At 62.2% G+C, this 13,633-nt stretch carries 10 protein-coding genes; 1 reads left to right on the top strand and 9 read right to left on the bottom strand.

The annotated features are described in order from the left end of the window. Positions 1 to 64: 64 nt before the first annotated feature. The 3 genes from maiA to hmgA are packed head-to-tail and all read right to left on the bottom strand — an operon-like array spanning position 65 to position 3,325. Positions 65 to 700 (bottom strand): maleylacetoacetate isomerase, encoded by a 636-nt coding sequence (gene maiA / locus B0W55_RS07270; RefSeq protein WP_077045332.1) that lies wholly within the window; start codon positions 698 to 700, stop codon positions 65 to 67. A gap of 12 nt (positions 701 to 712) precedes the next feature. Then, complete coding sequence (fahA, locus tag B0W55_RS07265) at positions 713 to 2,017, bottom strand: fumarylacetoacetase (protein ID WP_077045331.1); 1,305 nt, start codon at positions 2,015 to 2,017, stop codon at positions 713 to 715. Positions 2,018 to 2,020: 3 nt separating this feature from the next. Then, positions 2,021 to 3,325, bottom strand: coding sequence for a homogentisate 1,2-dioxygenase (hmgA, locus tag B0W55_RS07260; protein ID WP_077045330.1), 1,305 nt, complete (start codon positions 3,323 to 3,325; stop codon positions 2,021 to 2,023). Positions 3,326 to 3,491: 166 nt separating this feature from the next. Here hmgA and B0W55_RS07255 point away from each other — a divergent pair, with 166 nt between their 5' ends. After that, a complete protein-coding gene (locus tag B0W55_RS07255) occupies positions 3,492 to 4,295 on the top strand; it encodes an IclR family transcriptional regulator (RefSeq protein ID WP_077045329.1) in 804 nt (267 codons plus the stop codon). A gap of 60 nt (positions 4,296 to 4,355) precedes the next feature. Here the strand turns inward: B0W55_RS07255 and B0W55_RS07250 are convergent, their stop codons facing one another. From B0W55_RS07250 to B0W55_RS07225, 6 genes are all read right to left on the bottom strand, one after another. Then, positions 4,356 to 6,905: a LuxR C-terminal-related transcriptional regulator gene (locus B0W55_RS07250; RefSeq protein ID WP_077045328.1), complete on the bottom strand. Its 2,550-nt coding sequence runs from the start codon at positions 6,903 to 6,905 to the stop codon at positions 4,356 to 4,358. Positions 6,906 to 7,045: 140 nt separating this feature from the next. After that, positions 7,046 to 8,416: a DUF1329 domain-containing protein gene (locus tag B0W55_RS07245; protein WP_077045327.1), complete on the bottom strand. Its 1,371-nt coding sequence runs from the start codon at positions 8,414 to 8,416 to the stop codon at positions 7,046 to 7,048. Positions 8,417 to 8,439: 23 nt separating this feature from the next. Next, entirely contained in the window at positions 8,440 to 10,233 is a 1,794-nt protein-coding gene (locus tag B0W55_RS07240; protein WP_077045326.1) for a DUF1302 domain-containing protein, read from the bottom strand. 518 nt (positions 10,234 to 10,751) lie between these two features. Next, positions 10,752 to 11,663 carry an SDR family oxidoreductase gene (locus B0W55_RS07235; RefSeq protein WP_077045325.1) on the bottom strand — a complete coding sequence of 304 codons (912 nt, stop codon included), beginning with the start codon at positions 11,661 to 11,663 and terminating at the stop codon, positions 10,752 to 10,754. Between the two features lie 266 nt (positions 11,664 to 11,929). Next, positions 11,930 to 12,832, bottom strand: a complete 903-nt coding sequence (locus tag B0W55_RS07230; protein WP_077045324.1) for an alpha/beta fold hydrolase — start codon at positions 12,830 to 12,832, stop codon at positions 11,930 to 11,932. Further along, entirely contained in the window at positions 12,832 to 13,614 is a 783-nt protein-coding gene (locus tag B0W55_RS07225) for a class II aldolase/adducin family protein (protein WP_077045323.1), read from the bottom strand. The genes B0W55_RS07230 and B0W55_RS07225 overlap by 1 nt, the downstream gene beginning before the upstream one ends. Between the last annotated feature and the right edge of the window lie 19 nt (positions 13,615 to 13,633).

The raw sequence follows: 13,633 nt of genomic DNA, 5'->3' as shown, positions 1-13,633 counted from the left end.
GCGGCTGGATGTGCTGCCGCCTTCGCGAGCAAGCCCGCTCCCACAGGGGGGTTGCGGTGATGCTTTAAGGGGTGTCCGGCTGGTTGGCCGGGTGCGCCTTGATGAATGCCGGGTGGTTGGCCGCCAGCTCAGCCACTCGGCAGATTCGTGGGTAGGCTTCAAGGGAAATGTTGAAGCGTTCGGCGGCGTACAACTGAGGGATCAGGTACACGTCCGCCAGGCCCGGCTCATTGCCAAAGCAAAACCCTTGGTCGCCAATCAACTGCTCCACTGCCGCCAGCCCTTGGCTGATCCAGTGACCGATCCACTGGACCACCTGCGGCTCGTCATGCCCCAACTGCCGCAGCCGATTGAGCACGCTGACGTTGTGCAGCGGGTGCACATCGCAGCCGATCAGCGCCGCGACGCCACGCTCATGGGCGCGGGCGGCGAAGTCTTTGGACAGCAGCGGCACCTGTGGATAACGTTCCTCCAGGTACTCGATGATCGCCGGTGACTGGATCAACAGGTCACCTTCATCGGTGCGCAAGGCCGGCACGCGACCTTGCGGGTTGATGCCCAGGTAGGCCGGCTGGCGATGTTCGCCACCGGCCGGCGCGATCAGGTTGACCGGCAACGCCTGGTAATCCAGCCCCTTCAACGCCAATGCGATGCGTACCCGGTACGACGAGGTCGACCGGTAGTAGGTATAGAGTTCCATGCTCCGCTCCCCTTAGCGCGCCGCCAACACTTTACCGCGGCATTCACCGAAACCGATGGAGGCAAAACCCTCGCGGCTGCAACGGCCCCGCAGGATGATCTCGTCGCCGTCTTCGAGGAACTTGCGCACCTCGCCCGAGGCCAGTTCGATCGGCTTCTTCCCGCCCTCGGTGATTTCCAGCAGGCTGCCGAACTGACCGCTTTGCGGCCCCGACAGAGTGCCCGACCCGAACAGGTCACCGGCCTGCAACTGGCAGCCGTTGACACTGTGGTGCGCGACCATTTGCGCCACGGTCCAGTACATGTATTGGGCGTTGCTCAACGTCAGGCGATGGGCTGGCAGGTTCTGTTCGCGCATGGCTTCGGTCAGCAGCAGCACCTCCAGTTCGATGTCGAAGCCACCCTCGGCCTGATCGCGCTGATCGAACAGGTACGGCAGCGGCTGCGGATCACCTTCCGGGCGCGCAGCCTGGGCACGACGGAACGGCGCCAGTGCCTCGGCCGTCACCACCCAGGGCGAAATGCTGGTGATGAAGCTTTTCGACAGGAACGGCCCCAGCGGCTGGTATTCCCAGGCCTGGATGTCTCGTGCGGACCAGTCGTTGAGCAGACAGAAACCGGCGATGTGATCGGCGGCATCACCGATGGCAATCGAGTCGCCCATCTCGTTGCCCTGGCCGATCCAGATGCCCAGTTCCAGTTCGTAGTCCAGGCGCGCGCAGGGGCCGAAAGTCGGTTCGCTCTGGCCGGCCGGCAAGGTCTGCCCCTTGGGGCGGCGCACGTCGGTGCCTGATGGGCGAATGGTCGAGGCGCGGCCGTGGTAGCCGATCGGCACGTACTTGTAGTTCGGCAGCAAGGGGTTGTCGGGACGAAACAGTTTGCCGACGTTCTGCGCGTGTTCGATGCCGACGTAGAAGTCGGTGTAGTCGTTGATTTTCGCGGGCAGATGCATCTGGCAATCAGCCGCCAGAGGCAGCAGTTTTTTGCCCTGGGCTTCGATCTTGCCGTGCAGGGTGCTGCCCTCTTTGAGCAATTCGATCAAGCGTTCGCGCAGCGCGACACGTGCCTCACGGCCCAGTTCGAAGAAGGCATTGAGCTGGCCGTCACGGGTGGCCTGGACCGCGGTTTTCGCCGCGCCTTCGAACAGCCCGGCGTCGAGCGCAGCCTGCAGATCGAAAATATGTTCGCCGATGGCCACGCCGCTGCGAGGCGCCGAACCGTTGATGCTGAACACCCCCAGCGGCAGGTTCTGCAGCGGGAAATCGGCATGGTCGTTGGCCGAAGCAACCCAGCTGCGAGTGATGGAAGTCTGCGTCATGGGTTATCTCCGGGTCGGGTCGAAAGTCGCGGGCAGCGTGGCCCAGCAGGCGTCGTAATTGGGTTGCAGTTGTGGGCATTCGAGGGCGAACCGGCTCGGGCGCAGCACTTGGCTGGTCTCGAACATGAAGGCCATGGTGTTGTCGATTTTCCCAGGCTTGAGCTCGGCGTTGATCGCCTTGGTGCAGGTCTCGCCATCCGGGCCGTGGGCGCTCATGCAGCTGTGCAGCGAGGCGCCGCCGGGGACGAAACCTTCGGCCTTGGCGTCGTACTCGCCCTGGATCAGGCCCATGAATTCGTTCATCAGGTTGCGGTGGAACCACGGCGGCCGGAAGGTGTTCTCGGCGACCATCCAGCGTGGCGGGAAGATCACGAAATCGAGGTTGGCCAGGCCATGGACGCTGGTCGGCGAGGTCAGGACGGTAAAGATCGACGGGTCCGGATGATCGAAGCTGACAGTGCCGATGGTGTTGAACAGGCGCAGGTCATATTTATACGGCACGTTGTTGCCGTGCCAGGCCACAACGTTGAGGGGCGAGTGATCGAGTTCGGTGCCCCACAACTGGCCGAGGAATTTCTGCACCAGGGTGGTCGGTTGCGTGAGGTGTTCGTAGTGCGCCACCGGGGTCAGGAAGTGCCGCGGATTGGCCAGGCCATTGCTGCCGATCGGCCCCAGGTCCGGCAGGCGCAGCGGTGCGCCGTGGTTCTCGGCGATGTAGCCCCGGGCCTGCGCATCGAGCAATTCAATGCGGAATTTCAGGCCCCGTGGCAGCACGGCGATTTCCAGCGGTGCCAGTTCCAGCACGCCGAGTTCAGTGGCGATGCGCAGGCGGCCCATTTGCGGCACCAGCAACATTTCGCCGTCGGCATTGAAGAACACCCGTTCCATCGACTGGTTGGCGCGGTACTGGTAGATGCTGATGCCGGCCGGTTTATCCGCCGCGCAGTTGGCAGCCATGCTGACCAGGCCATCAACGAAATCCGTCGGCTCGGAAGGCATGTCCAACGCATTCCAGCGCAGACGATTGGGGGTCACTTCACCCAAGGGTCCGCCGGCCAGTTGCCGTTCCAGTTTGACGAACGCCGGGTGATTGGCCGAAGGCTGGATACGGTACATCCAGGTCCGCCGCGCTTCGCTGCGCGCCATGGTGAAGGCGGTGCCGGAAAACAGCTCGGTGTAGAGGCCATACGGGGCTTTTTGCGGGGAGTTCTGGCCGACCGGCAGGGCGCCGGGCAACGCTTCGCTGCTGAATTCGTTGCCGAAGCCCGACTGATAGGCCAGCGCTGGCGACGTTGAATCAAGGTTCATGAAACCTCCTGAACACAGAACAGGTCGTGGCCATCGCTCTGGAGAAGAGGTGTAGGCCCGCCAAAATTGTTTTTATCGTAATTCAATTACGAATAACGTAATTTGATTGGCAATGACCGTCAAGCTATAAAGACGCCCATTCATCCTCGGAACCCTCATCGCCACCATGGAAAAGCCCGCCAGCGACAGCAACGGTAAACAGAAAGTCCGCTCCGCCGAGGTGGGCACCGACATCCTCAAGGCGCTGGCCGAGCTGTCGCCTTCGACCTCACTCTCGCGCCTGGCCGAACACGTGCAGATGCCGGCAAGCAAGGTGCATCGCTATTTGCAGGCGCTGATCGCCAGTGGCTTTGCCGAGCAGAATCCGGCGACCAACCATTACGGCCTGGGCCGCGAAGCCCTGCGCGTGGGGCTGGCAGCACTTAACAGTATGGACGTGCTGAAAGTCGCCGCCCTGCCACTGGCCGAACTGCGCGACGACTTGAACGAAACCTGCTTCCTGGCGGTGTGGGGCAACCAGGGTGCGACTGTGGTCCGCATCGAGCCGGCGGTGCGGGCGGTCACGGTGGTGACGCAGTTGGGCTCGGTATTGCCATTGCTCAGTTCTTCGACGGGGTTGGTGTTTGGCGCTTATTTGCCCAGGCGCGAAACCGTGGAGCTGCGTGAGCAGGAATTGCAGGCCCACAGTGCCCACGCGCTGGCGGACGATCAGGCCTATGCCACGATGTGCGAGCAGATTCGCGGACGCGGCCTGCACCACGTGCATGGCTTGCTGATGCCGGGTGTGGATGCCCTGTCGGCACCGGTGTTCAACGCGATGGGCAATGTCGTGGCGGTGTTGACGGTGGTGGGGCCGACGTCGCTGTTTCATGCCGACGAAGACGGCCCTGCGGCGAAACGCTTGCTGACGGCCAGTCGTGCGGTGAGCTGGCGGATGGGTTTTGAGCCCGACAAAGCGCCCCTTGCCTGATGGCTACATTGTGGTGAGGGATTTATCCCCTCACCACAGAGTGGTCATCGCTTGCTCTATCTAACCCTGGGCGATCAGACCCAGTTTCTTCGCCATCGCCACCGCTTGCGTGCGACGCTCCACGCCCAATTTGCTGTGAATACGCCGCGCATGGGTCTTGACCGTGTGCAATGAGATGAACAACTGCTCGGCGATCTGCTGATTGGAGTTGCCCTGGGCGATCAGGCCCAGTACCTCCAACTCCCGCCCGCTCAACGGGCTGGCATCGGTTGACACCTCAGGGTCGTCGTCCACACCCAGGCGTGCGAGCAATGCCGGTTGACGCAGCCGCAGTTCGCTCAAGGCCTGCTGCAGATGGCAACGCCTCACCAGTTCCAGCCCCGCCTGCAACGCCGACTTGGCCAATGCCGGCTCACCGATCAGGTCCGCCACTTCGCAGATCGCCAGTTGCAATTCAGCCTCCAGCGCCAGCATTCCCTGGCGTTGCGCGTGTGCGAGCAACACCCTGAGCCGCGTGAGCGGTTGCTGCGTCAGGTGCAGTTGAGTCTCGGCGAGCACCAGCAAGTATTCGACCCGGGCGATCAACCCCACCGTCGCCGGCGGCGCCTGTCGCGCATGGGGCCCGCGATAGTGGCGCAGTACGCGCGTCAGCGCTTCATGGGCCAGTTGCGGCCGCCCCTGCTGCAACCAGAAATGACTGCTGATTTGCAGTAACACACCGCGATACACCGTGTCGGGAATCTGCCGTTGCTGCATCAATCGTTCAGCATCACGCAGACGGTCGAACGCCCGTGCGTAATCCCGTTGATTCGCCGCCACCTGGGCTTGCCCGAGAAACCCGTACAACGCCCGCTTGTCCTGACTGTATAAACAATCCTGCAGACCACTGTGAAAGCGCTCGGCAGCCATTTCGTCCTGCCCCTGACACAGCGCCAGCCTCCCGCGGCGCAGGGCAATGCGCCCCAGCAACGGTGTCGGTCGATCGGCTTGGCGGCTCAACCGCTCATGCACATCGGCCAACAGGCTTTCGGCGCGTCGGGCAGCACCGCGCTGCTCCAGCAACTGAGCATGATCGAGTTCGAGCAAGCCTTCGAACAGCAGCGAACCTTGCGCCCGGGCCAGGCACAGCGCCTCGCGGTTCAACGCCTGCGCGCCATCCAGTTCGGCGCTGAGCAGTGCCTGCTGGGTCAGCCCCGACAGGCACAACAAACGCGCCGGCCAGGCCTCGGCGCTTAACTCGGCCAACGCCTCGACAAAGTGCTCGCGAGCCGCCGCCATGCGCCCCTGTAAATGCAGCAGCCAGCCTTGTTGCGCCTGCCAGCGTGCGAGCAACTGCCGCTGCAAGGCCGCCGTCGGTTGCGGAGCGAAGCGTGCCAGTTGCTCGATGCACAATGCCGCCTGATCGAACCGACCGGCAAACAGCAGCGCCCCGGTAATCAGCCCCACCAGCTGTGGCGAAATCAGTGTCAGCTCCTGGCCCTGACGCTCATGCAGATTCAGTAACAGACGCACGTTTTCCCGCTGGAACAGATGCTCGAAGTTGAAGTGCTGCAACAGGCTGACTGCCACCTCGTACTCCTCTGCCAGCAGTGCCTGTTCGAACGCGCCCTGCCAGTCTTCCTCGGCGCAGAACCATTGGCACGCGCGCCGATGCCAGGAGCGCCCGGCCGCGCCTTGTGCTTCGCGCATGGCCCGGGCCAGCGGCACAAAGACGCGCAACCAGTCGCTGGAATCATCCCAGGGCTCGATGAAACACCCCATGTCTTGCAAGGTCTGCAACCACTGCGCGCCCTCCCCTGCGCCGAACAGGTGTTCGCACAGGCCGGCATTGAAACGCGGCAAGTGAGCCAGTACCTGCCAGGCTTCCACCAGTTCCGCCGACAAGGTGTTGAACAACTCATGCTGCAAATAATCGAGCAGCATCGCCGAACGTCCGGGCCTGTCCTGTCCTGCGGCCCACTGACAACCGTCAAGCAAAGCAATGCGCACACCGGCGCACCATCCACCGCTGCGCTGGACGATTCTCCTGGCTACGCTGCCGGCCCGCGAGGGTTCGAGATGGCTGAGCAACTGCTCCACTTCGCTCTCATCAAGCGCCAGCGCCGCACCGTCGCACTCGTACAACTCATCATCGAGCAATAACCGCGGCCAGTTGCAGGTTGGTCGTCGGCGCGAACTCAGCCACCAGCTCAACGCCGGATTGCTGATGGTCAGTAATCGGTCGAGCAGTCGGTCGAGCTCGGGGTGAGCGATACGGCAGTAATCATCGATGAACAGCCAGGTCGGCGTTTGCACCCGGGCCAGGTGCTCCTGCACTGCCGGCTCATCGGCGCCGGCGCCCCCCAGTATTTGCGCCAGCCGTTGCAGAAAATCGGCAACAGTTGGCGACTCTCCCGACAACGGCAACCAATGCACCGCACACTCGGCCGGCGCGCGCAGCAGGCACTCGGTCAACAACGCACTTTTGCCACTGCCGGCCGGTGCGCAGAGCAATTTGACCCGAGCCCTGGAAGCCAGCAACGGTTCGGCCAACCGCTCGCGGGACAGGTGATGGGAAGGCAAGCGAGGCAGAAATCCAGGACGGTCCAGACACGTCGTCATGGCAGTCATAGTGGTGCGCCTTTTTATAGTTGTGGCGCCACCCTAGCCCCCTCCAAAGCGCTTGTTGAAGAAGTATTCAGCAGGCTGATTTGCAGCCATAAAAAAGGTGACCGTAAAGTCACCTTTTTGTGTAAGAGGCTGTAGGAAAACTACCTCACACCTGTGCTCCGCAGCGCTGCTGGCGTGTAGTCCCCGGCTTTTGCCTCGATGTTGAATTCGAAGCTGCGCTTCTCTTCGTTCTTCATTCCCAGGGCGATGTAGCGACCGGCAATCAGGTCATACAACGCTTCGACGGTGTAGGCCGGCACCTGGTGATCGTAGTAGAACTGCGCATGCCCTTCGGCCACCCGCCACAACTGGCCGCGACCGTCGTAGTGATCGGCCAGCGCTACTTGCCAGGTGTCTTCGTCGATGTACATGTGGCGCTTGGCGTACACGTGGCGCTCGTTGGGCTTGACCGTGGCCACCACTTCCCACACCCGGTGCAATTCATAGCGGGTCAGGTCCTGATTGATATGGCCGGCCTTGATCACATCGGTGTATTTGAGGTCAGGCGAGTCGAGCTTGTAGCTGTTGTACGGGATGTACATTTCCTTTTTGCCGATCAGCTTCCAGTCGTAGCGGTCCGGCGCGCCGGAAAACATGTCGAAGTTGTCGGTGGTGCGCAGGCCGTCGGACGAAGTGCCCACACCGTCATAGGCCACTTGCGGTGCACGTCGCACCCGGCGCTGGCCGGCGTTGTAGATCCAGGCCTTGCGCGGTTCCTGCACCTGATCGAGGGTCTCGTGCACCAGCAGCACGTTGCCCGCCAGGCGCGCCGGCGCCGTCACTTCCTGTTTGAAATAGTTGAGCACGTTGTCATCGCTGCCCGGCTTCAGATCCCCCAGCAGCGAGGGCACAGCCACCTCGTCCTTGAAGCGAATGACGGTGAAGTCGCCATTGGATTGCGGTGTGGCCTGGGTGATGGTGCGACGCAGGTTGCCGCCGTGATAACGGGTGATGTGGTTCCAGATCACCTCGACCCCGTTCTTCGGAATCGGGAAGGCGTAATAGCGGTTGCCGGTAAAATTGGCCAGGCCATTACCGTCGTTGACCGGGGTGACATTCAACGCGCTGCGCTTGGCCGACTCGTAGATTTCCGGTGGCAGTGCGGCGGTGCGATGGGTGGGGTAGACCGGAATTTTGTAGGTCTCGGGGTAACGTTTGAACATCGCGACCTGCCCGTCAGAGAGCTTGTCCTTGTACTTGTCGACGTTAGCCGCGGTGATGATGAACAGGGGTTTTTCGTTGGCGAACGGGTCCGCCAGGAAACCCTTGCTGTCCACCGCGCCGGCGTTTTTCGGGATGCCACCGGTCCAGGCTGGAATCGAGCCGTCGGCGTTACCGGCCTTCTCGGCCCCCAATGGCGTGAGGCTGGTGCCCAGTTTGTTGGCTTCTTCCGGCGAGACCGCCGCCATCACGTTGACCGCCAGCAGGCTCAGGGCCAGGGCAGTGCCGAGTTGCAGAATCGTCTTGCGCATCGCATTCATCCTTTTCAGCCAGATCAGAAGTTCACGCCAAAGCTCAACGCCACGAAGTCGCGGTCTTCGAGCACGTTGTAGTCACCCCCGAAAAAGTCGGTGTAACTCAGGCTAGCGGTGTAGGTGTTGCGGTAGTCGGCATCGACGCCGACGCTGATGGCCTTGGCGCCTTCGTTGAACAGCCCGTTGGGGCCGTAACCGGCGACGTCGTGGGACCAGGACAGATTGGGTTTGAAGTTGATGCCGGCGATGACGTTGTTGTAATCGAGGATCGCCCGGGCGCGGTAACCCCAGGAAGTCGAGGTCACGAAGCCGTCGGTATCGCCGCCGAAACCGTACTGGCCATACACCGAGTCGCGGCCGTAACGCAGTTTGCTGCGGGCCTCCAGGCCACCGACATGCACCACTGCCGCTTCGCCCACCAGGGTCAGGCGATCGGCGCCGGCGATCTGGTCGATGAAGTGCGTGAGGGTGCTCTGCACCTGTGTCACTTCCTTGCGACGGTAGCCTTTATTGTCGGCGCCGGGCGAGGAGGCAATCGGCGATGCCGCGCCGCCGGCGATCGGGTTGAGCATCGCCAGGGTCAGGTCGGTGCTGTTGATCTGCACCGGCAAGTTAGGGCGATAGCTGATCTCACCGGACCACGCGGTGCCGGTGGACAGGGTGGTGGAGAAACTCGCGCCATACAGGCGAATGTCTTCCGGGTACTCGAGGTAATATTGACCGCGACCGAGCATCACGCTTTGTGCCAGGCCCGTACCGCTGCCGGGAGCGATCCGGTTGGCGGCGGCGACGATCCCGGGAATGCTCGCCAGCGTGCTGAGCCCCGCCGTTGTGGTACCGACATTCGGCGTGCGGCTGTGGTAGTTCATGAAGTACAGGCCGTACTCGGTGTCATCCCCCAGCCAGCGCAACGCCGTGCCCCACTGCCCTGAATCCCGGGCGTCGCGGTCACCGCCGCGCGGCACCACCACCCCCTCGCGGGTGACCTCGAAGCCCTGGCCAAACGCCGCGGCAATCGGCTGCAAGGGTGCGATTGCCGGGTTGGCGACGGTGTAGCCCTTGGTGCAGCCATCGGCCGCCACGTCGACACCGAAGAAGGTGCCGCAGTTGTCGAGGACGGTCTGGTCCCATTCGAGTTGATAGAAACCTTCGACGGTCAGCTTGTCGGTCAGGCCTTGGGAAGCGAACAGCATGTTGACCGGGATCAGACCTTCCTTGATCTCGGCACCGGGACGACGAAACGCGGAGACGTCCACCGGGTTGATGCTGTTGATCGAGTTGCCGATGAAGGTGCTCTCCCCCCAACTGACCACCTGCTTACCGGCGCGCACCGTGCCCGGCAGATCGGCGATGGAGTAGTTGTGATAGACGAAGGCATCGAGGATTTGCCCGCCGCTGGACTTGGCGCCCTCCTTGCGATTGTGATCGCTGATCGGCTTGAACGGCCGATCCTCATCCTTGAGCTCGAAGTCGTACCAGTACTTGCCACGGACAAACATGCCGGTGTCGCGGTACTTCAATTCGAGGTCGTGAATGCCCTTGAAGATCTTCGAGAAGGTCTCGCCCTTCTTGAAGTTCAAGCGCCCGTCATCACCGGTCGACGCCTGCCCGCTGCCGCCATTGACGGTGCCCACCAGCGAGTCATCGGCATCGCGCATGCCCCAACTCGCCCCCACGGACAGCGAAGAGTCGAACGTGCCTTCGATCTCGCCAATGTTGAAAGAAACAGCCTGCGCCTGGGCACAGCAGCCCAAGGCAACCGCAACGGCCAGTGCCTGCGGCGTGAAGATGGCGCGCATTGTTGTTTTTGTCATGCGTCTTCCCCGGTGAGTGACAGAAGGCCTCACCCTACTGCCGCGTGCCGGGGGCGATAAGCGCACCAAGGAGGTATTCGTGATGTACCTCTAAAGGATGATCGGGGCTGTGGAGCGGGGTTTTGCGCGGAGCATGGACGTCCGCAATGGCGCCCCATCAATGGAACGCATGGACGCAGAACCTGTAGCCCATTCGACTGTTGCCCGCCCTGTAATAGTGCATGTCAGGAATCGCTATTTTTCGACCGTGGCCCAGGCCTTACTCTGACCTGGCTTTCAGGAAACATCCAAAGCACCGGCAACGACAGCCCCCCACCTCGCCGTCCGCGCCATATTTCAGATGATTTGAAAAATTTCGAGTCATCGCCCCGTGTACACCGACGTTGATTTTGTAGCTCCTGGATCCAACGTCTGCTTCGGCCGCTGCGTTTGCAGCGGCCTTTTTTATGGGCGGGGGCGCAGAGAGGGTAATCGGAAGGATGGCAGGTCCCAGGCAGGCCCTGCGCGGCGAAAATGGGTTATAGCGAGTACTTCTGCAAATTCCCCATCATCTCTTTCAACGCCTCGATATTGTCCTTCGGATGCGCCGCCCCCTCAAAATCACAGACCTGCTGCCAATTCGCCGCCACATCTTCCGGGGAGAAACCGGCGCGGGGATCGAAGCCGACGCCGAGGCTGCGTTCCCAGCGGACTTTGCCCATCCAGCCGCCACCGACTTCGAAGAGGCCAGAGGTTTCCTGGCAGGTTTCGCTGGCCAGGTACACCACCAGCGGACTGACCAGTTCCGGTTTGAGTTGTTCGAACACTTGCGGCGGGATCAGGCCTTCGGTCATGCGGGTGCCGCCGGTGGGCGCGATGGCGTTGACCAGGATGTTGTTCTTGCGACCTTCGATGGCCAGGGTACGGGTCAGGCCGTAGAGGCCGAGTTTGGCCATGCCGTAGTTGGACTGTCCGAAGTTGCCGTAGATACCCGAGGTGGACGCGGTGAAGATCACCCGGCCGTAGTTTTGTTCGCGCATGTGCGGCCAGGCGGCGCGGGTGACTTTGTAGGCGCCTTCGACGTGGACGCGGTAGACCAGATCCCAGTCGGCGTCTTCCATTTTGTGGAAGGTCTTGTCGCGCAGGATGCCGGCGTTGTTGACCACCACGTCGACGCGTCCGAAGGTGTCCATGGCATGTTGGACAAGCTTGTCGCCATCGGTGACCGAGTCGTGGTTGGCCACGGCGGTGCCGCCGGCGTCGCGGATTTCTGCGACCACGCGATCCGCCGCCGAGGCATTGGCGCCTTCACCCTGGGCCGAGCCGCCGAGGTCGTTGACCAGGACTTTGGCGCCCTGTTTGGCGAACAGCAGTGCGTGCGCCCGTCCCAGGCCGCCACCTGCACCGGTGATGATCACGACTTTATCTTCGAAGCGCACAGATTGATTCATGGGAGGGACTCCAGCAGGCCTAGGGACATGACTCCGGAGTTTCAGGCACGGGGCTGCGGGTCACAATGAACAGGGGGGAGGCTGAATGGTGTGCGATAAGGTTGGGGGATGATGAAAGCCTGAAGGCGCACACAGTACCTGTGGCGAGGGCGCTTGCTCCCGTCGGGACGCGAAGCGGACCTTGAAAGCGGGAACTGCTGCGCAGTCCAGCGGGAGCGAGCTCTCTCGCCACAAAAGCCTGCCTGCCAACGTTGAAGGCCTTCAGATCAGGAACACGCCACCTTCAACGATGGAGATACCAACCGGTCGCGAAACTGCAGGTAGTGTTTGAGCACCTGGCACGGTGCTTCGATCTGCGGGTAGTGGCCGATGTCGTTCAACAGCACTGCGTCGGCATCGGGGATCAGTTCACGATAGCGCGCCACCATGTGCGCGCCGGAGACCGGGTCGACTTCGCCATCGATCACCCGCAACGGCACTTCACCGCGCTGCATCGCGCCAACCCAACGATCGCGGTGGACGCGCCGTTCGGGGATGTAGGTGATCAATTTGTGCATGACCCGTGGGCCGTGATTGGTTTCGATCAGGCTCCAGAAATCGTCCATCTGGCTTTCGCTGGGACGGGTTTTCGGGCCGAAAATCTGGCGAAAACTCTTCACCAGCCCATCGCGACTGAACGCGCGGCCGATCATCCAGCCCAGGGGGCCCAGCAGCAATTTTTGCATCAGTACGGGACGGTGGGTTTCCGGAAACAGCCCGCCGTTGAGGAATACACAACTGGCGAGATCGATCTGCGATTCGTAGTGCCGCGCCAGCAGCTCCTGGGCCACGCTGTCGCCATAGTCATGGGCCAGCAGGTGCACGGGTTGCTCGACATTGAGGTGCGAAAGCAGCGCCTGTTGCAGATCGGCCTGTTCCAGCAGGCTGTACTCACGGTGTACCGGTTTCGCCGAGTCGCCAAACCCAAGCATGTCGCAGGCAATCACCCGATAGCGCTGGGCCAGCGGCTGCCACAGGTAGTGCCAGTCCCAACTGGCGCTGGGGAAGCCGTGGATGAGCAGCAGCGGCTCACCCTGCCCCGCCGTCCAGTACCGGATGGCCTGGCCACGGAAGTTGAACGTCTGGCCGTGCTTGCGCCAGACCGACAGGGGAATCTCGGCGAGGGCCATCAGTATTTATACCCCGGGTCCAGTTGATCGAGTTTGCGCAGCAGCGCCGGCCAGGCCAGCGCGCCGCCCATGCCTTGAGCGCTTTTGGTGACGCCGGCGATCATGGCCTTGGCACCCGCCAGGATCTGCGGCTCGATGGCGATCAACTCGGCGCCACCGGTCTGGGCCATGACCTGGATATCGCAGGCGCGCTGGAAGGTGAACATCATCAGGAAGGTGTCGGCGATGGTGCCGCCGCAGGTCAGCAGACCGTGGTTATGCAGCATCAGGAAATTGTTTTCCCCGAGGTCGGCCTGCAGCCGGGCCTTCTCTTCGTGATTGAGCGCCACGCCTTCGTAGGCGTGATACGCCAGGCTCGACAGCACGAACAGCGACTGCTGGCTGATTGGCAACACGCCCTGCTTCTGCGCCGACACCGCCACCCCGGACGCGGTGTGGGTGTGCAACACGCAAACCACATCGTGACGCACTTCATGCACCGCGCTGTGAATGGTGTACCCGGCCGGATTGATCTCGTAGGGACTGTCCATCAGTTTGTTGCCCGCTTGATCGACCTTGACCAGGCTCGACGCGGTTATCTCGTGGAACATCAGCCCGAACGGGTTGATCAGGAAGTCTTCGGTGCCAGGCACCTTGGCGGAGATGTGGGTGAAGATCAGATCGTCCCAGCCATGCTGGGCCACCAGGCGATAACAGGCGGCGAGATCGACGCGGGTCTGCCATTCGGCGGGGCTGACAAGGTCTTTGACACTGTGTGGCGATGGGACGGGGGCTACGCTCACGGCAGGGAACCTCTGTTTT

Source organism: Pseudomonas sp. KK4, from assembly GCF_001984065.1.
Taxonomy (GTDB): Bacteria; Pseudomonadota; Gammaproteobacteria; order Pseudomonadales; family Pseudomonadaceae; genus Aquipseudomonas.
This window is presented reverse-complemented; position numbering and strand designations above follow the sequence as displayed.